Origin of the sequence: Serratia sp. PL17 (assembly GCF_017832355.1) — a bacterium.
Taxonomy (GTDB): Bacteria; Pseudomonadota; Gammaproteobacteria; order Enterobacterales; family Enterobacteriaceae; genus Serratia.
Window position 1 is genome coordinate 124,532 of record NZ_JAFIBY010000002.1, and the last position, 19,772, is coordinate 144,303.

General features: G+C 56.1%; 23 protein-coding genes. 4 read left to right on the forward strand and 19 right to left on the reverse strand.

Annotation, left to right across the window (positions count from 1 at the left end; translation table 11 throughout):
* Positions 1 to 12 precede the first annotated feature (12 nt).
* The 4 genes from JOE25_RS09335 to JOE25_RS09350 all read right to left on the reverse strand — a co-directional run bounded on the left by JOE25_RS09335 (position 13) and on the right by JOE25_RS09350 (position 4,026).
* Complete coding sequence (locus JOE25_RS09335) at positions 13 to 648, reverse strand: CerR family C-terminal domain-containing protein (RefSeq protein WP_209634373.1); 636 nt, start codon at positions 646 to 648, stop codon at positions 13 to 15.
* Between the two features lie 27 nt (positions 649 to 675).
* Entirely contained in the window at positions 676 to 1,932 is a 1,257-nt protein-coding gene (locus tag JOE25_RS09340; protein WP_209634375.1) for a M24 family metallopeptidase, read from the reverse strand.
* Between the two features lie 208 nt (positions 1,933 to 2,140).
* Positions 2,141 to 3,019 (reverse strand): U32 family peptidase, encoded by an 879-nt coding sequence (locus JOE25_RS09345; protein ID WP_209634377.1) that lies wholly within the window; start codon positions 3,017 to 3,019, stop codon positions 2,141 to 2,143.
* A gap of 11 nt (positions 3,020 to 3,030) precedes the next feature.
* On the reverse strand, positions 3,031 to 4,026 hold the full coding sequence (locus JOE25_RS09350) for a peptidase U32 family protein (protein WP_209634379.1): 996 nt from the start codon (positions 4,024 to 4,026) through the stop codon (positions 3,031 to 3,033).
* A gap of 257 nt (positions 4,027 to 4,283) precedes the next feature.
* Between JOE25_RS09350 and JOE25_RS09355 the strand changes: the two genes are divergently transcribed.
* Complete coding sequence (locus tag JOE25_RS09355) at positions 4,284 to 4,805, forward strand: SCP2 domain-containing protein (protein WP_209634381.1); 522 nt, start codon at positions 4,284 to 4,286, stop codon at positions 4,803 to 4,805.
* The gene (locus JOE25_RS09360) at positions 4,799 to 5,302 is read left to right on the forward strand and encodes an N-acetyltransferase (RefSeq protein ID WP_209634383.1); all 504 of its coding nucleotides are present in this window, start codon (positions 4,799 to 4,801) and stop codon (positions 5,300 to 5,302) included. The genes JOE25_RS09355 and JOE25_RS09360 overlap by 7 nt, the downstream gene beginning before the upstream one ends.
* On the opposite strand, the gene JOE25_RS09365 is transcribed toward JOE25_RS09360, so the two are convergent.
* The 4 genes from JOE25_RS09365 to speFL all read right to left on the reverse strand — a co-directional run bounded on the left by JOE25_RS09365 (position 5,289) and on the right by speFL (position 9,612).
* Positions 5,289 to 5,597 carry a GIY-YIG nuclease family protein gene (locus JOE25_RS09365; protein ID WP_209635266.1) on the reverse strand — a complete coding sequence of 103 codons (309 nt, stop codon included), beginning with the start codon at positions 5,595 to 5,597 and terminating at the stop codon, positions 5,289 to 5,291. The genes JOE25_RS09360 and JOE25_RS09365 overlap by 14 nt on opposite strands.
* Positions 5,598 to 5,688: 91 nt before the next feature.
* Positions 5,689 to 7,005, reverse strand: coding sequence for a putrescine-ornithine antiporter (potE, locus tag JOE25_RS09370; protein ID WP_209634385.1), 1,317 nt, complete (start codon positions 7,003 to 7,005; stop codon positions 5,689 to 5,691).
* A gap of 63 nt (positions 7,006 to 7,068) precedes the next feature.
* Positions 7,069 to 9,231: an ornithine decarboxylase SpeF gene (speF, locus tag JOE25_RS09375; RefSeq protein ID WP_209634387.1), complete on the reverse strand. Its 2,163-nt coding sequence runs from the start codon at positions 9,229 to 9,231 to the stop codon at positions 7,069 to 7,071.
* A gap of 276 nt (positions 9,232 to 9,507) precedes the next feature.
* Positions 9,508 to 9,612, reverse strand: coding sequence for a leader peptide SpeFL (gene speFL / locus JOE25_RS09380; protein WP_112363015.1), 105 nt, complete (start codon positions 9,610 to 9,612; stop codon positions 9,508 to 9,510).
* Between the two features lie 431 nt (positions 9,613 to 10,043).
* On the opposite strand from speFL, the gene JOE25_RS09385 reads away from it, so the two are divergent.
* Positions 10,044 to 10,478: a YhbP family protein gene (locus JOE25_RS09385; protein WP_209634389.1), complete on the forward strand. Its 435-nt coding sequence runs from the start codon at positions 10,044 to 10,046 to the stop codon at positions 10,476 to 10,478.
* Between the two features lie 172 nt (positions 10,479 to 10,650).
* Positions 10,651 to 11,289, forward strand: coding sequence for an NAD(P)H-binding protein (locus JOE25_RS09390; RefSeq protein ID WP_209634392.1), 639 nt, complete (start codon positions 10,651 to 10,653; stop codon positions 11,287 to 11,289).
* Here the strand turns inward: JOE25_RS09390 and phnP are convergent.
* From phnP to phnF, 11 genes are all read right to left on the reverse strand, one after another.
* On the reverse strand, positions 11,240 to 12,022 hold the full coding sequence (phnP, locus tag JOE25_RS09395) for a phosphonate metabolism protein PhnP (RefSeq protein ID WP_209634395.1): 783 nt from the start codon (positions 12,020 to 12,022) through the stop codon (positions 11,240 to 11,242). The two genes, JOE25_RS09390 and phnP, sit on opposite strands and share 50 nt — an antisense overlap.
* A gap of 74 nt (positions 12,023 to 12,096) precedes the next feature.
* A complete protein-coding gene (locus tag JOE25_RS09400; protein ID WP_209634397.1) occupies positions 12,097 to 12,699 on the reverse strand; it encodes a DapH/DapD/GlmU-related protein in 603 nt (200 codons plus the stop codon).
* Positions 12,696 to 13,265 (reverse strand): ribose 1,5-bisphosphokinase, encoded by a 570-nt coding sequence (phnN, locus tag JOE25_RS09405; RefSeq protein ID WP_209634399.1) that lies wholly within the window; start codon positions 13,263 to 13,265, stop codon positions 12,696 to 12,698. Before phnN ends, JOE25_RS09400 begins: the two co-directional genes overlap by 4 nt.
* Positions 13,265 to 14,401, reverse strand: a complete 1,137-nt coding sequence (gene phnM, locus JOE25_RS09410; protein ID WP_209634401.1) for an alpha-D-ribose 1-methylphosphonate 5-triphosphate diphosphatase — start codon at positions 14,399 to 14,401, stop codon at positions 13,265 to 13,267. Before phnM ends, phnN begins: the two co-directional genes overlap by 1 nt.
* Entirely contained in the window at positions 14,401 to 15,105 is a 705-nt protein-coding gene (gene phnL / locus JOE25_RS09415; protein WP_209634402.1) for a phosphonate C-P lyase system protein PhnL, read from the reverse strand. Before phnL ends, phnM begins: the two co-directional genes overlap by 1 nt.
* Positions 15,106 to 15,121: 16 nt before the next feature.
* Positions 15,122 to 15,910 carry a phosphonate C-P lyase system protein PhnK gene (gene phnK, locus JOE25_RS09420; protein ID WP_209634404.1) on the reverse strand — a complete coding sequence of 263 codons (789 nt, stop codon included), beginning with the start codon at positions 15,908 to 15,910 and terminating at the stop codon, positions 15,122 to 15,124.
* Positions 15,910 to 16,770: an alpha-D-ribose 1-methylphosphonate 5-phosphate C-P-lyase PhnJ gene (locus tag JOE25_RS09425; protein WP_037426030.1), complete on the reverse strand. Its 861-nt coding sequence runs from the start codon at positions 16,768 to 16,770 to the stop codon at positions 15,910 to 15,912. Before JOE25_RS09425 ends, phnK begins: the two co-directional genes overlap by 1 nt.
* Positions 16,763 to 17,848: a carbon-phosphorus lyase complex subunit PhnI gene (locus tag JOE25_RS09430; RefSeq protein WP_209634406.1), complete on the reverse strand. Its 1,086-nt coding sequence runs from the start codon at positions 17,846 to 17,848 to the stop codon at positions 16,763 to 16,765. Before JOE25_RS09430 ends, JOE25_RS09425 begins: the two co-directional genes overlap by 8 nt.
* Positions 17,848 to 18,429 (reverse strand): phosphonate C-P lyase system protein PhnH, encoded by a 582-nt coding sequence (phnH, locus tag JOE25_RS09435; RefSeq protein WP_209634408.1) that lies wholly within the window; start codon positions 18,427 to 18,429, stop codon positions 17,848 to 17,850. The genes JOE25_RS09430 and phnH overlap by 1 nt, the downstream gene beginning before the upstream one ends.
* A gap of 3 nt (positions 18,430 to 18,432) precedes the next feature.
* Positions 18,433 to 18,876, reverse strand: a complete 444-nt coding sequence (phnG, locus tag JOE25_RS09440) for a phosphonate C-P lyase system protein PhnG (RefSeq protein ID WP_209634410.1) — start codon at positions 18,874 to 18,876, stop codon at positions 18,433 to 18,435.
* The gene (gene phnF, locus JOE25_RS09445) at positions 18,877 to 19,602 is read right to left on the reverse strand and encodes a phosphonate metabolism transcriptional regulator PhnF (RefSeq protein WP_209635268.1); all 726 of its coding nucleotides are present in this window, start codon (positions 19,600 to 19,602) and stop codon (positions 18,877 to 18,879) included.
* Between the last annotated feature and the right edge of the window lie 170 nt (positions 19,603 to 19,772).

Consider the following 19,772-nt stretch of genomic DNA (forward strand, 5'->3'; position numbering starts at 1 on the left):
ATGCCGCCGCGTTCAGCCTTGCGCGGCGGCGACTGACATCGTGCCAACCAGAGCGGCGATCTGCGCGATATCCTGTGGCGACAGCGCGTTTTCTCCCAGCCTTCGCAACAGCGCCTCTCGCGCGATGGCGAAGGATAACGCCTGGCCGAGTATCGCGTGCGCGCGCAGGATATTCTCTTTCAGGTCAGGTCGGTCGGAGCGGATCGCCGTGACCAGCTCGCTCACGGCATGATGCAGCGGTGAGAATAAACGGGTATGCAGAGCATCGAAATCCGTACTGGGCTGGAGCTGTTCACGTACCAACAAAAGGCTGCTTGCCGCAGATGTTTCCGACCCCAGCAAGGCGGTAACGAAATCTTGCATCAATGTCCGTAACCCTTCCGCCGGGGTTTGCCCGGCGAGTAGGCGGCGCGGGAAGGCCAAATGAGCGACAATGCTACCGGCTACATGTTCCAGCACCGCCAGATAGACGCCCTCCTTGCCGCCAAAATGGTAGGGAATGGCGGACTGATTCACCCCTGCCGCTTCGGCAAGTTGGCGGGTGCGCACGCCTTCGAGCCCATGTTTGCTGAACAGGCTCAAGCCTGCCCGGATAAGACGTTCCTGGGTTTCGCGGGTACGCTCATTGAGCCTGTCCTGATTCTGCATTGAAACATTGTCTCCTGATTATCGATGTTAGCCGCCTGCGAACATCAGCCGGGTTGAGTTCTCATTCAGTGCCACGCCGCCTGTTTCACCCACCAATACCGTACCACCGATGTTGGCCATATGCCTGCCGAAAGCACAGTTGGGTTCAAAAGCGAAGCACATGCCCGCTTGCAGCGGCAGTTCACGCCCCACGGTAGGCAAACGCCTGAGCTGCGCATAACGGGCGGCTTCGGGGAGAGACTCTATGCCGGGCGCGGTGCCGAAACCGACCGGACCATAGGGATTAAGGCTATGGATCAGCGGATGCACGTGCCAGCCACCGGCGGCCAGCAGCGGTTGTTCCATGGCGTCGACCACATCGCCGAAGGTGTTACCCGTTCGTAGCGCGCCTAATCCCGCCTCATAACTCGCTCTGGCGATCGCCGCAGCGCTCAGAATATCGGGGTGTACCTCGCCGATGGCGACGGCGGCCTGATGCTGGGTTTCCATCATACCGTACAGCGCGAAGATCTCCGACAACACCAAATCGCCTTCTTGCAGAACCCGTGGCGCCTGAGCGCGATATTGCCAGGCCGGTGGCCCCCAACCGACGTATTCGGGGCCGGATCCCAACAGCAGCTCTGCAGTATAACCGCCCATCGAGAAGCAGGTCGCCGTCACCGCTGCCACCAGATCGGCTTCGGAAACGCCGGGGCTGGCAGTGGCTCGCAATGTTTCGCTCATGGCTTCGCCGATGTGTGCGGCATAGCGTACCAGCAGCAATTCCTCCTCGCTTTTTACCGAGGCGCGCCGGAAGAATTCGCGGTAGACCGGTATCCAATTGGCCGTTGGGAGCGCCTCCGTCAACCCCTGCAGCGTGCGGGCCGGCATGGCGCCGTCGAAGTAGAAGGGGGGGTATGGTTCCAGCCCGATGATGCCGATGCGGGTTCCTGCTAAACGGCGCTCGGCCAGCCAGGCACCGACATCGCGGCCGGTTTTACCGACGAACAGCTGTTCCGCACCGACCCACTGTAGATCGCCGCGCAACGAGGCCTGCAGGTGGTCGGCCACCATCATTGAAGCGAAGGTGTAAATGCGTGGTGATTCATCGCCGACGAAAACGACGATCGAACCGGGACGATCGTTGGTGAAGTAGCAATCCGGTGCGAAACCGGCAGGGGCGGCCGCTTCCCGGTCGCCATAGACGATCAGGGCCGCAAGATCTTCCGCCTGCATAATGTCCCGCGCCAACTGCCAGCGGCGGTCGCGCTCGGCCAGAGATAACGGTTCAGGGCGTGTCAGCATGTCGTTACTCCTCATCTCATTTATTGAATGTCGTCTAAAAAATTAATTCATTCAAATGAATTAATCAAGAAGCACAGTGAACAAAACAGATAATGGCGCGTAAAGCGGGTGATTGAAGGCGGCAAAGTGAGGAATGCTGCAGAGAAAACAGGAGAAACGTACGGCGTAAACCAACACCGGCGGCAGAGTGCCGCCGGCGCTTACCTCGCTAAGACACCAATTCCAGCCCCGCCACCCGGCGCCAGTAGCCGTTGCAGTCGGCGTGATTGGTCAAAGCCAGCGGCTGTGCACCTTGCTCGTTGGCGCGGAAGCGCTCGACCAGCGCCAACGTCTCCGTGCTCTGCGGAGACAGGCGCACGATATCCACTAATCCCTGCATACTGGCCAACTCGTTACCCAGGTTGTAGCAGTAACCACTCATGGTCTGAATGCCATTGAGCACGAACACCTGCTGCTGTTCCTGCGAGCGCATCATTCGCCCCTGCGGGTATTTGATACAACAGGTTTCGCATTCATCCTTGGCGCGATCTTCCGAGCGTGCGGTAAAGCAGCGTGCAGAATAGGCCAGCGGCAGGTGACCATAACTCAGCACTTCAACCTCAAACTGCTGGCGGAAACCCAGTTCATCGCACTGTTCCAGCAGTTTAGCCAGCCAGTCACGTGACAATTCAACGGGCATACACCAGCGCATCATGCCCTGACGGTGCAGCAGGCGCAGGGTATAGGCGTTGTAGCAGTTTAGGGCATGGCCGGCGATGAACGGCAGGCCACGTTCTGCCGCCATGTTCACACTGCCTAAATCGTTGGCCTCAATCAGGAATTCCCCGTTTTCCACATAGCGTTTGAGCTCGTTCAGCTCAGAGGGGGCCTGCAACAGCGCCAGCGTGGAGATCACCACCTGTTTACCGCTGCGGGCGATCTCTTGTGCCAACGCGAGCCAATCACCGACCTTCATCTCGCGCCGTTTGGTACAGACACTTTCGCCGAGGTAAATAATCTCTGCGCTGCTGCTCACCGCTTGCCGGTAAAAATCTTCGACCTCGGTTTTCGGCCAGTAGTACAGCACCGGGCCTAATGCGTATTTCATGTTTCCTCCTGCTACTGCCATTTGCGGTGATAGGCACCGAGCGTCGTTTGCGTACCTTCAGACATCGCCCCAAGGGCTTCCATCCAGCCGGCATCAGCATGATAGGCAGCCGGATCGGCCTGACAGCGGTCAATGGCCTGACGCCAAACGCGGGCAACCTGGCTGACATAGGCCGGGCTGCGCTGGCGACCTTCGATCTTCACAGAGGCAATATTGGCGGCCAGCAGCTCTGGCAGCAGCTCCAGCGTATTGAGGCTGGTGGGTTCTTCCAGCGCGTGATAACGCACGTCGTCGACTAAATAGCGGCCCTTACACAGGGTAGGGTAGCCGGCATTCTCATCATCCCGGTAACGGTCGATCAACACGCCGTTCAGGCGTGACTCCATACCTTGAGGCGTTTGTTGCCAGCGCACGTAGCGTGCCGGCGAGCAGGCACCGACGGTATTGGGCGACTCCCCCGTCAGATAAGAAGAGAGGTAGCAGCGTCCTTCGGCCATGATGCATAGGCTGCCGAAGGCGAAGACTTCCAGTGGTACTGGGCTGGTACGTGCCAACTGCTTGACCTGATGCATCGACAACACGCGCGGCAGGACGACCCGGCCGACATCAAAATGGCGTTGGTAAAAGCGGATTGCCTCTTCATTGGTGGCGGAGGCTTGCACTGACACATGACGCTCAAGCTGCGGGTAACGTTCGGCGGCGTATTCCAGCATGGCCAAATCAGCCAGGATCAACACGTCGGCACCCAATTGTGCCGCCATGTCTACTGCGCGCTGCCAGCGGGCATAACCGTCCGGGTGGGCGAATGTGTTGATGGCAATGTGCAGTTTACGGTTGTGGCGGTGCACGTAGTCGACCGCTTCCTGCAGCTTTTTCTCGGTGAAGTTAAGGCCGGCAAAGTGGCGCGCGTTAGTATCATCTTTCAGGCCGATGTACACGGCATCTGCGCCGTTATCCACCGCAGCCTTCAGGGCCGGCAGATTACCGGCGGGACAAAGCAGCTCCATAGATTTATCCTGACTCAGCCGCACACCCGTGACGGGCGTAGGCTGTCACAATGGTTGCCGGTGACCGTTTCCAACCGGCAAACGCTAATCGGGAGGCAATTTTAGTGAAAGCGCGATGAACAGGCTTTGATTTGGGGCAGCTTCTGGCGTATTGATAACGTTGGCGGTGAAATGCACTATTTGTTGATATAGAGCGCTTCAGCCGCGCGTCATTGTGGCAAAATAGTGCGAGTCTGTATTGAAAGGAGTGAACGACAGTGTTGGAACAATTACGAGCGCGCATTGTGCGCCAGGGGCCGTCGCTGCTGCGCGTACCGCTAAAATTCACGCCGTTTGTTTTGCAGCGTCAACTTCTGGAACAGGTGTTGGGCTGGCAGTTCCGTCAGGCGTTGGCGGATGGCGATCTGGCATTTCTCGAGTCGCGCTGGTTAAAGATCGAAGTTCGCGATCTGGCGCTACACTGGTTTATGACGGTAGAAAACGACAAACTGGTTGTCAGCCAACACGCCGAGGCTGATGTGAGCTTCAGCGGGGACGCCAACGATCTGATTCTGATCGCGGCGCGTAAGCAAGATCCGGATACGCTGTTCTTTCAGCGTCGGCTGCAGATTGAAGGGGATACCGAATTGGGCCTGTACGTAAAAAATCTGATGGACGCCATTGAGCTGGAAGCTATGCCTACACCATTGCGCGTGGGTCTGCTGCAACTGGCTGAGTTTGTGGAAGCAGGGCTGCAGGAGGGCACGGTGCACACTTCCCGTGTGCCGGTATCATGCTAATTCGCGTAGAAATTCCGGTAGATGCCGCGGGGATCGATGCGCTGCTGCGCCGCGCCTTCGGCCGTGATGATGAGGCTGACCTGGTGCAACAACTGCGCGAAGATGGCCTGCTGACGCTCGGCATTGTCGCCACCGACGATGAAGGCGGCGTGGTGGGTTATGCCGCGTTCAGCCCGGTAGATGTCGCAGGCGTTGATCGCCAATGGGTCGGTTTGGCTCCGCTGGCGGTAGATGAAAGCCTGCGCCGGCAAGGGTTGGGCGAAAAGCTGATTTACGAGGGGTTGGATGCACTGAACGAGTTCAGCTATGCCGCGGTAGTCGTACTGGGCGAACCGGCCTACTACGGGCGATTGGGCTTTAAGCCTGCCGCCGCCTACGGCCTGCAATGTCGTTGGCCGGGAACCGAAACTGCGTTCCAGGTGTACCCACTGGCGGAAGATGCCTTGACCGACGTAAGCGGATTGGTTGAGTACTCAGAGCCGTTTAACCGGCTTTAACATTAACGTCCGGCAGTAAATAATCCAATGAAAGAGGCGGGTGACTCACCAGCCTCTCTTTTTGCATTTTAGTCAGTTGTTTTACCCGGTATTCCAGTCTCAATGCTTTCGAGCGATCCCCCACCAGGCAGTGAAACGCCAGCACCAGTTCCCCTTTCCCTCGCAGTGCCTTCGCACCTTTACCGGCTTGATGTTGCGTTAACCGCCGTGCCACATCGGTGGTGATGCCGGTATATAGCATACCGCTGGGCATGCGCAGCATGTAGAGATGCCAGGCTGAGTGTGTTTCCGTCATGGATAAGCAGCAACGTTGGTGGCCAAGGTCGGAATATGATGGCATGTTCCCTGCCGTAATCCCATCCCCGGCCACCCAGAGTTGACGCCCGTTAGCCTTTTTTCCCCGCCATTTCAAAGCGCGGTGAAACCATGCCGTATAACGTCCAGCCGAGGAAGGTGGCAATTGCGCCCCACATCATGGCTTCTTCGCCGGAACTGTAGAGTGCATAGAAGCTGTAGAGTGCCCCAATACCGGCGATAATATTGGCGATCCGCGCTTTGTTCTCCGGCACTTTCGCCACCTTTTGAATAATGATTAGCGCTGCCATCGACAAGATGTAGGGGATGATATTGGTCACCACCGCCAGATTCACCAGCACGTTGAACTGTTTATTCAGTGACGGGCTGATGGTCATCAGAGACAACAGGCTCTGGATGACAACAATGGTCAGCATGCCTTTAACCGGTGCATCCGCCTTGCTGAGTTTTGAGAAAATTTTCGGGAAGAAGCCACTGTCGGCAGAGGATTTGAACACCTGCGCAATGGTGAACTGCCAACCCAGCAGCGAGCCGACGCAGGACATGATCATCAATGCCATGATGATCTTACCGACCGTCGGGTTGAACATGTGTGAAAACGCCAACCCGAAAGGCGCGGTCGAATTCGCCAGATCCATGTTGGGGACGATGCCGGCGATGACGTTGGTTGAAACGATATAGATAACCGCAGCACTGAGGGTGCCGCCGAGTACGGCGATCGGAACATTCCGTTCAGGGTTTTCCACTACGTCAGTATTGGCACAGGCGGATTCAAGGCCCAGGAACGCCCACAGGGTCATGGAGATAGAAGCCCCAATGGCTTCAAAGGTGGGTACCGAATGCGGGTTCCATGCGGCGATATAGGCGCTGCCACTGAACCAATACCAGCCGATGATAGAGATCCCCACGACCGGGATAATAACGCCCCAGACCGTGATACCGCTGATCCTGCCGGTAATGCGCGCGCCACCGAAGTTAGCAACCGTCGCTAACCACAGCACGCCAATGGTGGCGATACAGATCCCCAGTGGACTTAGATTGGCGCCAAACAATTCAGTGCCGTAGCCGACGGCGGAAATAGCGATGGCGATATTGGCAATCAACAGCGATACACCGTAGGTGTAATTCGCCATGAAGTTCCCCGATTTACCGAAGGCGTATTCGGCATACCCGCCCATGCCGCCGGATTTTCGGCTGAACATGCCGCATTTGGCGAAGGCATAAGCGAGCGCCATTGAACCTATGGCAGTGACCAACCAGGATACGATGGAAATTGTGCCCACTTCGGCCAGTTTAGTCGGCAGCATAATTATGCCAGAACCCATCATGTTCACTGCGGTGAGGATCGTTAGCTGCACGACCCCCATTTTATTAGTAGACTTACTCATGATCATTCTCTCTTTTATAATGCGATCTGGGCGGTGAAGGGTATTCACCGCCTTGTAAGGTGTTTAATTTTTCATTACGTAACCGTAAGCACGGTTCCAGCCATCTTCATCTTTCTGGATATACACGCCTTGTAATTCCGGTGCGAAACCAGGCAATAAATTGATGCCTTCTTCCAATGCCAGGAAATAACGCTGTGCAGCACCACCCCAAATTTCCCCAGGCACAACACACAAAACACCTGGGGGATAAGGCAAGGCACCTTCGGCGGCAATTCTGCCTTCGGCTTTTGCCAGCGAGACTAATTCCACATTGCCGCGAACAAATGCGGTATTCGCATCCTGTGGATTCATGGCTACACGAGGGAAATAGCTCTTCCTGAACATTTCTTTTTGCAGTTCCTTAACGTCGTAGCTTACATAGAGGTCGTGCATTTCTTGGCAGAGCTGGCGAAGGGTATAGTTTTCATAGCGCTGCTGGTTATTTTTATAAACCGCAGGCAAAACGTCGCTAATTAAAGAGTCTTGTTCGATATGCTTTTCGAAACGGGCAATAAGCGCCACCAAATGCTGCATTTTGGCGATGTCTTCGGCCGGTGTAAGCAAGAACAAAATAGAATTGAGGTCGCATTTCTCCGGTACGATGCCGTTTTCGCGCAGATAGTTGGCCAAAATGGTTGCCGGAATACCGAAATCGCTATAATGACCGCTTGCCGTATCAATTCCCGGCGTAGTGAGCAGCAATTTGCACGGATCGACAAAATACTGCGATTCCGCATAGCCTTCAAAGGCGTGCCATTTCTCGCCGGGAACAAAGTTGAAGAAACGCAAGTCGTTGGCCATCGTTTCAGTGTCATAGGACTGCCAGGCTTTGCCGTCGATTTGGTCTGGAACAAAAGGTTTGATTAGGCTGCAGGTGTCCAGCAGCATCTTGCGTGCTTCAATGCCGACGCGAACGCACTCTTTCCACAGACGCCGGCCACTCTTGCCTTCATGCATTTTGGCATTGACGTCCAGTGCGGCAAACAGGGGGTAGAACGGGCTGGTGGACGCATGCAGCATAAAGGCATTGTTAAAGCGTTTGTGGTTGCAGTAGCGATCTTGCCCCTTGATATGCTTGTCTTTTTTGTGGATTTGCGAGGTTTGTGAGAACCCGGCCTGCTGTTTATGGACAGACTGAGTAACAATGATCCCCGGATCGTTTTCGTTGAGCTCAAGCAGCAACGGCGAGCAGTCCTTCATCATTGGAATGAATTGCTCATAACCAACCCAGGCAGAGTCGAACAAAATGTAATCGCACAGATGACCAATTTTATCGACCACCTGACGGGCGTTATAAATGGTGCCGTCGTAGGTGCCTAACTGGATGATTGCCAAACGGAAAGGCCTGGCTTCATTGGCGCGTTCAGGGGAGACTTCGCGGATTTGCTGACGTAAATAGCGTTCTTCAAAGCAATGAGCATCGATTCCGCCGATAAAGCCAAACGGATTACGGGCAGTTTCCAGATAGATCGGCGTTGCCCCCGCCTGGATCAGCGCGCCATGGTGGTTCGATTTATGGTTATTACGGTCAAACAGCACCAAATCACCGCGTGTCAGCAGGGCGTTGGTCGCGACCTTGTTTGAGGCAGATGTGCCGTTGAGAACGAAATAGGTTTTATCTGCGTTAAACACTTTAGCGGCATGCTGTTGTGCTGCGCAGGGGGCGCCTTCATGAATCAGTAAATCCCCCAACTTCACGTCTGCGTTGCACATATCAGAACGGAAAAGGGTCTCGCCGAAGAAGTCAAAGAACTGGCGTCCTGCCGGATGTTTACGGAAAAATTCACCCCCCTGATGCCCAGGGCAAGCAAAGGTCGCATTACCCATCTCGACATACTGCGTGAGCGTATTAAAGAAAGGAGGCAGCAGTTCACTCTCATATTTAACCGCTGCGGCTTCCAGCTGTTTGCCATAGAACTGGGTGTTTTTTCCACAGAGTTCAAATACGCCATGCAGGGCAGGCAGTATGGCGTTGTCCAACTCTTCTTCGCAGCAAACTGCGACGAACACAGGAATATTCAAGCCGATCTCTTCGAGATGCGCCACCATACCCTGCGTGACGTCTTCTACTGACAATACGATGGCAGCAATATCATTAAAGTCGCTCTGATGGACATCGACAATTTCGCGAGAAGTTTCAAAACAGCCTAGGGTTTTGGTATTGGCGGCAATTTTTAATTTATTCATTTTCATCATTCTTCAGGCAAAGGTCTTCCACCGACAAGATGCGTGATCTTATCGTGGGTACCTTATATAAAATAAAGGCGAGAGAAGAACGCGGCAGTGCTTAATAGCACAGCCTGAGTTCGCTCTTTTGTATTTTCTGATGCGGCGCTTACGCCATGCAGCTATTCACTTGCACGATTTATTGAAAAATTAAAGTGCATATCCGTCCCGATTTCTCAGGATAAATAATGTGGGTGTAATAGTGACAAGCTGCTTTGGGTAAAGCGAGAGGGGGCGTTATCTGAAGTTAAAGAAGGCAAAGCTAAAGCAGCTGCGATGAGCCATCATCATAATATGTGTGGTGCGCCTAATATGCGCCATTTTGCGGTTGTTGTTTTCCATTTCTAATCCACCTTGCTGAGTGAAAAGATGGCGCTATTTTAACGCCCTTCAAGCTAAATTATGTGACGTTAGTCACGTAAATGCGGCAATTGATAAATAATTATTCATTTATTATCCAGTTGTGTGCATAAAAAGTGATTTATGGGATTTTCTGCATGTAAATAGATTGATAAAAGAAAAAGGGTTTTTTGCATTACGCTTTGCCCGAGATAAAGACTGAGCAAAAGAACCCCGTTTAAACCGGCTGTATAATGCACATATAAAGATGCTTTGTTTTTTTTATGTTATAAACCCACTTGTGGTTGTTTGGAATATTAATGCACTTTTATTGTTTTTATATTCTATTTTCGTTTTTGCAGGCATTATCGTTATTTGTGACCCTCCTCAACAACGCAGGGTAAGATGAGGAGAGGTAAAAGGGAGAACAGACGTTGAAAACGACTGAAGAGCAACAACAGATCGTGCATTTCCTCAGTAAGCAGCATGTGCTAACGCTGTGCGCCGGCAATGGTATGGACATGTGGTGTGCCAACTGTTTTTACGTGCTTGATGCCGAGAATATGGCGCTATGGGTGATGACGGAAACGCACACGCGTCACGGCGAACTGATGCTGAAAAACGCGGGGGTGGTGGGGACAGTCGCGCCAAAGCCGAAGACTATCGCACTGATCCGCGGCGTACAGTATCGGGCCGAAGCGGTGATACTGACCGGCGATGAAGAAGCCTTGGCCCGGGCGCGTTACTGTAAGCGTTTTCCAATAGCCAAGATGATGAAAGCACCGATTTGGCGGTTGGAACTGCAAGAAGTGAAAATGACGGACAACACGCTCGGCTTCGGTAAAAAGCTGCATTGGGCGCGGGCCTGACACAACACACTATACCCGTCATACTTGAAGCTGCCTCTTTGTTGGCTGCGCCTGCTCACCCCGGTCACCTGGTTGACCAGGCTCCAGGGGATTTACAGACTTGCCGCCTCGACGCAACTCCAATGATCTAGTGTGTATACTTTCTCATACTCATCAATTGGCGGGAGGATCTATGGCACGGGTGTTCATTGTAGGGGCCACAGGGCTGGTGGGCAGCGAATTGCTGCGTTTGTTGCAGGCCAATCCGCAGGTCACGGCGATCGTAGCGCCGACGCGTAAGCCGTTGCCGGCGCATGAAAAATTAGCCAACCCTGTGGGTGATGATCTGTTCGCATTGCTGACAGAGCAGGAGCAACCGGCCGATATTGTTTTCTGTTGTTTAGGCACCACACGACGTGAGGCGGGCAGCGATGCGAATTTCCACTATGTCGACTACACGCTGGTGATCGAAAGCGCGTTGACCGGCCGGCGGTTAGGCGCCCAACACTGTCTGGTTGTCAGCGCATTAGGTGCAAATCCCCGCTCTACCTTCCTTTATAACCGTACTAAAGGGAACATGGAGCAGGCATTGCGTGAACAAAACTGGCCGCGCCTGACGTTGGTACGCCCCTCAATGTTGTTGGGCGAACGTTCGTCGCCACGTTTGCTCGAACGCATCACCGCGCCATTGTTCTCGTTGTTACCCGGCAAATGGCGCGCCGTTGCCGCGAAGGATGTGGCGCAGACGCTGCTGGATCAGGCGTTCAGTCCCGGCAGCGGCGTTAAGGTATTGGAATCCGATCGGCTGCATTGTTATCACAGCACACGCTGAGATTATCGAACGCCAATTCCAGGCCGAGCGGTAATTCGTTATCCATCAGCCACAGATCGAGATGGTGGCTGATATGCGTGAGCAACGTGCGGCCCGGCTGCAGGCGCTGCTGGATCTCCAACGCACGGGTTAAATCGTTATGGTTGCGTGGCGCCTGTGGTTGGGGCGGTAGGCTACAGTCGAGTACCAGCAAATCCAGCGGCACTTGGCGCAGGAAAGCCTCGCTATCCGGCGGCAAACCGACGGTATCGGTCAGATAGGCCAGTGATTTCCCTGCGGCCTGGATCAGATAACCCAGCGTGAGTTTCGAATGCTGTAGGGGCAGTGGGGTGACGTGCAGCCCCCCCAGCGCAATAGGTTCGAAAGGTGTAAGCGGAGGCTGAAATGCCAGTATACCGGGGTGTTTAAAGAGGTCATCGCAACCCTGCTCATCCGCCGGACCGTACACGGGGATGAAATTTCCGCACCCCCAGCGCAAAGGAAATAACCCCTGAACGTGATCCATGTGGTAATGTGTCAGTAAAAAACGTTGAATTTCCCCCGCCGAAAAGCGCCGTTCTAGCGACGGCAATCCCGCATCCAGCAAGGTCGTTTCTCCCTGAAATTTAAGCATCGCGCTGCACGGTCGTCGCCGAAAAGCCGGTTCACGCCGCGCCCGCTGACACACCAGACAGTCACAGCCGAACACCGGGATTTGCTGCGCGCCGCCGGTGCCGAGAAACGTCAGTTGCATGTCGTCACTCCTATTCCCTTCGCCTTTGCCGCCTGGCCGCAACGCGAAATTCATTGGGTAATATTGATAAGGCCTTAGAGATATTTCTCCGCAAAGGCATGGATATCACGGAAATCCGCCAGCCGCTGTTGCAGCGTCTGATGATCCCAATGCCACCACTGGCTGCGTTCAATACGCTCTATCAAGGCATCGTCGAAACGCATGCCAATCTTTTTGGCTGCCACGCCAGCGACAATCTCATAAGGCCCGACATCTTTGGTGACTACCGCTGCGCTGCCGATGACCGCACCGTTACCGATGCTGACGCCGGGCATCACGATGGCGTTATGGCCGATCCACACGTCGTGGCCTATGGTCACGTGGTGCTCACGCCGCCAATCGAAGAATGCCTCGTCATCCTCACCCAGATCGTACTCTGAAGCGCGGTAGGTGAAATGATGTTGGGCAATGCGCTGGTAGGTAGGGTGGTTGCCAGGATTGATGCGTGCGTAAGAGGCGATGGACACAAATTTGCCGATGGTGGCGTAAAAAATCTGGTTATGTCCGGCAGTGTAGGAATAGTCGCCCATTTCTACTTCCTCCAGAATGGCGTCGTCAGCCAGATGGACATACAGACCGAGCCGACTGCGGGTAAGGGTCACGTTGTCGCCGATTCTCGGTTGTGCAAAGTCGCTCATGGTATGGCGTCCTGAGGGTATTTTGTGGATGAAGGCAGCAGCGCGAACAGTGCCGCCAGAGTGGCATCGAGGTTGCCGTCGTTATCCAACAAACGGCAATGGGGGGGCAGATGCTGTTGATACTCCGCCGCCCGAACCAGCCGCTGCTCGATCTGGTTGGCACTTTCGCGCCCGCGGTTGTGTAGACGCTGGCGCAGAATGTCGGTGCTGACCTGCAGGCAGACCGGCAGCAGTTGTGCACCATAGCGCTGCTGCGCTTGCGGCAGGTGGGCGCGCGAACCGTTGACCACGACATCGATCCCCTGAAGCAACCAGAGATCGACCTCGATCCCAAAGGCGTAATGGTGTTGGTGCGCTTGCCAGTCGAGGGCAAAAAGCCCCTTGGCTCGGCGGCGCAGAAATTCGCGTTCGCTGAGCGCAATATGGTTTTCGCAGCCAGCGTCTGCCGGCCTTGTGATATAGCGGTGTGCAACCAGCGGCGCGCTGTCAGCATCGGCACGCAGTGCAGCCAGCAGGCTGTCTTTACCTGAGCCGGAAGGCCCCATCAAATAGATAAGGTACGCCATCAGAACACCTGCTTGCCCTGGCGCCACACGTTTTGCACGTAGATGTGCTCACCGTGTGATCGCGCCAATACCAGGTCCGCGCGTAAGCCTTCGGCGATCGTCCCGCGATCGTGTAAATCCAATGCTCTGGCAGGGTTGCGGGTGATCATTTGCACCGCCTGCGGCAAGTTGTAGCCGTTGCGTTCATCGGCGGCGATGCGGAATGCCGCATCCAGCAGACTGGCCGGGTAATAATCGGAGGACAGGATATCCAGCACCCCCAGCGTCGCCAGATGGTGCGCTGCGACATTGCCGGAATGCGAACCGCCACGCACGATGTTGGGGGCGCCCATCAGCACCTGCAGCCCTTGCTGATGCGAAGCGAGAGCGGCGTCCTCGGTGGTCGGGAATTCAGCGATTACGCTACCCAGCCCGCAGGACTCGCTGACGTGTGCCGCGGTGGCGTCATCATGGCTGGCGAGCGAAATTTTGCGCGCTCGGCAATGGGCAGCGATCGCCTCGCGGTTCGGCGTTGCCCAGCGGGCGGAGAGGCTTACCTGCTGCTCTTCATACTCGCTCATTTGCTGGTCATTGAGGTGATACTTACCTTGGTAATACTCGCGGTATTTTTCACGCGAGGCGAACTGACGCTGGCCCGGCGAATGGTCCATCAACGACACCAGCGACACACCAGGCTTGTCCATCAGCTGTTCGAACAGCGGCAGGGTGCTTTCGTTCGGCAGTTCACAGCGAAGGTGTAGCCGGTGTTCGGCGCGGTTGACCCCCGCACGCTGGCTGTGGATCACGGCATCGATCATTTTTTGCAGGTTTTCCAGACGGTGCCCGCCGTCACGCACGTCGCCGATTGCCACCGCGTCCAGCACCGTGGTGATGCCGTTGGCAACCATCAGCGCATCGTGGCTGCTCATCGCCGAATGTGCCGGCCAGTCGACATTCGGGCGCGGGGTGAAAAACTTGTCCAAATTGTCGGTATGCAGCTCAATCAGCCCTGGCAGTAACCAGCCACCTTCACCGTTCAGTGCTTGCGGCAACTGGCTCGGCGTATCGGTAAAGCTGCGAATAATGCCGTCGCTGATCTCCAGCGATCCTTCGACGATCTGATCTTCCAGCACCAGCTTAACGTTATTGATGATCATCAGAGGATCTCCAGCGCCTGTGGCGCCTGCATGTCATATAACCGGTCGGCGACCTGCTGACGGACGCCTTCATCATGGAAAATGCCGACGATTGCGGCACCGCGCTGTTTTGCCTGTTCGATAAGGCCGACGACCGCCGCGCTGTTGCGGCTGTCGAGTGAGGCCGTCGGCTCATCCAGTAGCAGGATCGGGTAGTCGACGATAAAGCCGCGTGCGATGTTGACCCGCTGTTGTTCACCGCCAGAGAAAGTGGATGGCGCCAACTGCCACAGACGTTGCGGCACGTTGAGTTGATTGAGCAGCGTTTCGGCGCGTTCACGGCATTCGTTGCGGTTAACGCCTTGTTCCAACAGCGGTTGCATTACCACGTCCAGCGCGCTAATGCGCGGGATCACCCGCAGAAACTGGCTGACCCAGCCCAGAGTGTGGCGGCGTACGGCCAGAATCTGGCGTGCTTCGGCCTGCACCATGTCCAACCATTCGCCCTGGTGATTGACCCAAATATGGCCGCTGTCGGGCAGGTAATTTGCGTACAGCGAACGCAGCAGGGTCGATTTTCCACTGCCGGAATGGCCATGTAGAACGACACATTCACCGCTGCTGACGGTCATATTGGCATCCTGTAGCACCGGCAGTTGTGTGCCGTGTTGCTGGTGGAGCACAAAGGTTTTACTGAGGTGTTCAACCCGGATCTGAATAGTCATCTGTTATCACCTTACGTTACGACAGCACCGAAGAAACCAGCAGTTGGGTATAGGGATGGTGCGGGTCGTCCAGCACCCGGTCGGTCAGCCCACTTTCCACCACCTCGCCTTGTTTCATCACCAACAATCGGTGTGCCAGCAGGCGCGCTACGCCAAGATCGTGAGTCACGATCACCGCCGCCAACTGCATCTCCACCACCAGGGTGCGCAGCAGATCGAGCAGCCGCGCCTGTACCGACACGTCCAACCCGCCGGTCGGTTCGTCCATAAATACCAGTTTCGGGTGGGTCACCAGATTGCGGGCGATTTGCAACCGCTGCTGCATACCGCCGGAGAAGGTGGTCGGCAGATCGTCAAGGCGCGACACAGGGATCTCAACGTCCTCCAGCCACTGGCTGGCCTGGCGGCGGATATCGCCGTAGTGGCGCTGACCGATAGCCATCAGACGTTCACCGATGTTGCCGCCGGCAGACACCTTGGGCCGTAACCCGTCAAGCGGGTGCTGATGCACCACGCCCCAATCGGTGCGCAGCAGGCGGCGGCGATCGCTTTCCGCCATCGCATACAGATCATGCTGTTGCCCGGCTTGAGGACGATAGAGGATCTGCCCATTCTGCGGTGCCAACCGTGCAGAGATGGATTTCAATAGGGTGGTTTTGCCAGAACCGGATTCGCCGACAATACCCAGCACTTCACCGGGATAAATATCGAAAGACACATCGCTAAAACCTTTGCCGGGTGCGTACAGGTGGGTCAGGTTAGCCACTGACAGCAGCGGCGTGGTGCTCAACGGGGTAGAAGTCATCAGTGCTGCACCTTTTGCGAAGGTTGCGCCAGTTGCTGCTGGCAGTAATCGGTGTCGGAGCAGACGAACATGCGGTTGCCCTGGTCGTCGAGAACCACTTCATCCAGATAGCTGTGGCGTGAGCCGCACAGCGCGCAAGGTTCGTCCCACTGCTGCACGCTGAAGGGGTGATCGTCGAAGTCCAGGCTTTCTACCTTGGTAAACGGTGGCAGGGCGTAGATACGTTTCTCACGCCCAGCGCCAAACAGCTGTAGTGCGGGCATCATGTGCATCTTCGGATTATCGAATTTCGGGATCGGCGACGGGTCCATCACGTAGCGGTCATTGACCTTCACCGGGTAGGCGTAGGTGGTCGCAATATGGCCGTAGCGCGCGATGTCCTCATATAACTTCACCTGCATCACGCCATACTCTTCCAGTGCGTGCATCTTGCGGGTTTCGGTTTCACGCGGTTCGATAAAGCGCAGAGGTTCCGGGATCGGAACCTGATAAATCAGGATTTGGTCCTCGCGCAAGGCGGTTTCCGGGATACGGTGCCGGGTCTGGATCAGCGTGGCTTCCGGCGTGCGTTCGGTGGTGGCAACCCCGGCAACGCGTTGGAAGAAGCGGCGGATGGAAACCGCGTTCGTGGTGTCGTCGGCCCCTTGGTCAATCACTTTCAGTACGTCGGCACGGCCAATCACGCTGGCGGTCAACTGAATGCCGCCAGTCCCCCAGCCGTAGGGCATCGGCATTTCACGGCCGCCGAACGGGACCTGATAACCGGGGATCGCCACCGCCTTCAAAATCGCGCGGCGGATCATGCGTTTGGTCTGTTCGTCCAGATAGCCAAGGTTATAACCGGTTAATACTTCACTCATTGCGGGCCTCCTGACGCTCGCTGAATTCCTGGCGCAGACGCTTGAGTAATTCCAGCTCGGCCTGGAAGTCGACGTAGTGCGGCAATTTGAGATGGGAAACAAAACCGGCGGCTTCGACGTTATCGGCATGGGCCAGTACGAACTCTTCGTCCTGCGCCGGGCTGGCGATACCTTCGTCGTATTCGGGGCTTTGCAGAGCACGATCCACCAGCGCCATCGCCATCGCTTTGCGTTCAGCGCGGCCAAACACCAGGCCGTAGCCGCGGGTGAAATGCGGTGGCTGATCGACCGGGTCAATGAAACCGTTGACCATTTCGCACTCGGTTAACAGGATCTCGCCAATATCTACGGCGAAACCCAGCTCTTCAGGTACGATCTCCGCCGACACATAGCCGGTGCGGATCTCACCGGCGAACGGGTGGGTGCGACCGTAGCCACGCTGGGTGGAGTAGCTCAGGGCCAGCAAGAAACCTTCGTCGCCGCGCACCAGTTGTTGCAGGCGTGCCGAGCGTGAACAAGGGTAAACCGGCGGATTGCGGGTGATGTCATCTGGCGTGCTGCCGTCATCCTGTTCCGCCTGCGCTAATTGCTGCTGGCTAAGCAGACTGAACACGTGCGCGCAATTCTCTGGCAAGGGTTCGTCGGCATGGGGAGCACGCGGTGTTTCGCCTTCCGCCAACAGGGCAAAATCCAGCAGGCGGTGCGTGTAGTCGTAGGTGGGGCCGAGAACCTGCCCACCGGGCAAGTCTTTGTAAACCGCAGAAATACGGCGTTCCAGCCGCATATTTACGGTCTCTAAAGGCTCGCTGACCGCCAGCCGTGGCAAGGTGGTGCGATAGGCGCGCAGTAAGAAAATCGCCTCGACCAGATCGCCGCTCGCCTGCTTGATCGCCAGCGCTGCCAGCTCCGGGTCGTAGATACCGCCTTCGGTCATCACGCGATCCACGGCCAATCCCAACTGTTGTTCAATTTGTTGAGTGCCGAGCGCCGGCACGCTGTCGTCACCGCGTCGCAATTGCTCTTGTAACTGATGGGCGGCCTCAATGGCTTTTTCGCCCCCTTTAACGGCAACGTACATCAGCACACCTCCACGCGGGTGGTCCGCGGTAACGCCAGCAGACGTTCACCGCAGGTCAGTAGAAAGTCCAACCCCAGCGGGAAGCGTTGCGGTCGGTTGATGAGATAGTCCAGCAGTGCCGGGGGTAACGACGGTGAGATAACCCGTTGATGTTCAATGCCGGGGCCGGTCAGCCGTAATGCGGTGCCTTGTTCTAAACTCGCGATCTGCACCACCACGGTGGTACTGAATTCAGGGGAAATCTCACTGCCGTGCGGTAATGCTTGTAAATCAGTGGCTTGTAGTTGCATATCAAACAGGGCAAAACTCACGTTATCTGCCTGTGTTGCCAATGGTGCACCGCTGTGGAAGCGAATGTTTGTTAGTACTTGCTCACTTTCTAGCGCTGGGCAGAGTTGCAGTGGTGTCTCTTGATCTGCCAGTGTCAGTAGCGCGGCGGTACTGGCGGCGTTCAGGGTGCCCCAGGCGGGGCTACCCGGAAGCGTAACGACATGCCCAGGCTCGCTTAACGCTTTAAGAATCAAGCGAAAAGCGTGCTGTGATTGTTCGATCGGTTGTGCAAAACCTGTCAGTAGGCTCATGGATTAATCCCCCCGCACCAGCGTAAAGAAATCCACCCGGCTGGACGCCACTGCCCGCGCACGCAGCTGGCGCTGTTCATGCTGAAGGGCAGCCAGCGGCTCAATCAGCTGCTGTTGCAGTAACTCGGCCTGATCCGGCTGTTGCAGCAGGGCATCTGCCAGTGCGCAAAGTTCGGCGTGAGCCTTGTCACGCCCGGCAATGTAGCTATAACCGTAACCGCCGTTGTCGAGTTGGACCACCGCACGGGTGACGGTCATATCACCCAATACAAAGCGGCGGCCGGTCGCGCCCATGCGCCCCTGCAACTGCGCCAGGCCAATCTCCGGTGCGCGAAGGGTTTGGAAGCACGGGTTCAGGTTCAGCGCCTGCCAGTGGCTGCGCAACTGGGCGGGTTGGCTGTGCGCCAATACTGACATCCAGCGTTGTCTAGGCTGTAAGGTTTGCATTCAGTGCTCCATCGTCAGTTCAATCATGTCGGCGCGCGCCAGGCTGACGGAGTATTCCGCCACGCTGTCACTGCCGGTGCAGACGTTCAGGGTGCGTACGCACAACAGAGGTGCGTGGGTGGCAATTTCAAGTAACCGGCTCTCTTTAGCCTGAGCGCGGCGTGCGCTGATGCGCGTCTGGCTGCGGGTCAGCGACTGGTGGATGTTTGATTCGATAAATTCGTGCAGCGAACCGCTGTGGAACTGCTGTAGTGCCGGCCACCAGTCCAAATCAGGCAGATAATGGTCGATCACGCTCATCGGCACGCCGTTGACCCGACGCAGGGTACGCAGATGGATCACCATTTCGCCTTCTTCACGTGACAGCGCACTGGCGATATGCCCATTACACGGGCGTAATACTGCGAGTAAGCGCTCACTGGTGGGGTGACTTCCCTGTTCGAAAAGGTTCTGGCTAAAGCGGGTATTGGCATGCAGCGGGTAATCATACGGGCGCATTAGCACCAGAATGCCAATGCCGTGTCGGCGCTGTAGCCAGCCGCGGTCCACCAATTGGTCGACGGCGCGACGCAAGGTATGGCGGTTCACCTGATAGCGCTCTGCCAACTGCTGCTCGGAAGGCAAATAGTCGCCGCAGCGGTATTGGGTGCGTAACTCTTGCTCAAGCTGTGCCGCGATTTGCTTGTAACGGGTAGGGAAACTGGTCGGATGTCTAGATAAGTCCATCATAATAAAAACCTCGTCGTGCCGGATACCCACTCGCTGTATGCAGATGGTTGGCGTTGCATGATGTGTACCCCGTGGTGAAGTTGGCATAATCTTGCCGGGGCCAGATGACAATCGCGTTACGCGTCGGTGGCGAACAGATGAACTATTTAGGACAGGCCGATGATGCG

Bases quoted from the DNA above. Each gene is read 5' to 3' on its own strand.
- JOE25_RS09335 (WP_209634373.1), bottom strand. From the start codon at position 648: ATGCAGAATCAGGACAGGCTCAATGAGCGTACCCGCGAAACCCAGGAA.
- JOE25_RS09340 (WP_209634375.1), bottom strand. From the start codon at position 1,932: ATGCTGACACGCCCTGAACCGTTATCTCTGGCCGAGCGCGACCGCCGC.
- JOE25_RS09345 (WP_209634377.1), bottom strand. From the start codon at position 3,019: ATGAAATACGCATTAGGCCCGGTGCTGTACTACTGGCCGAAAACCGAG.
- JOE25_RS09350 (WP_209634379.1), bottom strand. From the start codon at position 4,026: ATGGAGCTGCTTTGTCCCGCCGGTAATCTGCCGGCCCTGAAGGCTGCG.
- JOE25_RS09360 (WP_209634383.1), top strand. From the start codon at position 4,799: ATGCTAATTCGCGTAGAAATTCCGGTAGATGCCGCGGGGATCGATGCG.
- JOE25_RS09365 (WP_209635266.1), bottom strand. From the start codon at position 5,597: ATGACGGAAACACACTCAGCCTGGCATCTCTACATGCTGCGCATGCCC.
- potE (WP_209634385.1), bottom strand. From the start codon at position 7,005: ATGAGTAAGTCTACTAATAAAATGGGGGTCGTGCAGCTAACGATCCTC.
- speF (WP_209634387.1), bottom strand. From the start codon at position 9,231: ATGAATAAATTAAAAATTGCCGCCAATACCAAAACCCTAGGCTGTTTT.
- speFL (WP_112363015.1), bottom strand. From the start codon at position 9,612: ATGGAAAACAACAACCGCAAAATGGCGCATATTAGGCGCACCACACAT.
- JOE25_RS09390 (WP_209634392.1), top strand. From the start codon at position 10,651: ATGGCACGGGTGTTCATTGTAGGGGCCACAGGGCTGGTGGGCAGCGAA.
- phnP (WP_209634395.1), bottom strand. From the start codon at position 12,022: ATGCAACTGACGTTTCTCGGCACCGGCGGCGCGCAGCAAATCCCGGTG.
- JOE25_RS09400 (WP_209634397.1), bottom strand. From the start codon at position 12,699: ATGAGCGACTTTGCACAACCGAGAATCGGCGACAACGTGACCCTTACC.
- phnN (WP_209634399.1), bottom strand. From the start codon at position 13,265: ATGGCGTACCTTATCTATTTGATGGGGCCTTCCGGCTCAGGTAAAGAC.
- phnM (WP_209634401.1), bottom strand. From the start codon at position 14,401: ATGATCATCAATAACGTTAAGCTGGTGCTGGAAGATCAGATCGTCGAA.
- phnL (WP_209634402.1), bottom strand. From the start codon at position 15,105: ATGACTATTCAGATCCGGGTTGAACACCTCAGTAAAACCTTTGTGCTC.
- phnK (WP_209634404.1), bottom strand. From the start codon at position 15,910: ATGACTTCTACCCCGTTGAGCACCACGCCGCTGCTGTCAGTGGCTAAC.
- JOE25_RS09425 (WP_037426030.1), bottom strand. From the start codon at position 16,770: ATGAGTGAAGTATTAACCGGTTATAACCTTGGCTATCTGGACGAACAG.
- JOE25_RS09430 (WP_209634406.1), bottom strand. From the start codon at position 17,848: ATGTACGTTGCCGTTAAAGGGGGCGAAAAAGCCATTGAGGCCGCCCAT.
- phnH (WP_209634408.1), bottom strand. From the start codon at position 18,429: ATGAGCCTACTGACAGGTTTTGCACAACCGATCGAACAATCACAGCAC.
- phnG (WP_209634410.1), bottom strand. From the start codon at position 18,876: ATGCAAACCTTACAGCCTAGACAACGCTGGATGTCAGTATTGGCGCAC.
- phnF (WP_209635268.1), bottom strand. From the start codon at position 19,602: ATGGACTTATCTAGACATCCGACCAGTTTCCCTACCCGTTACAAGCAA.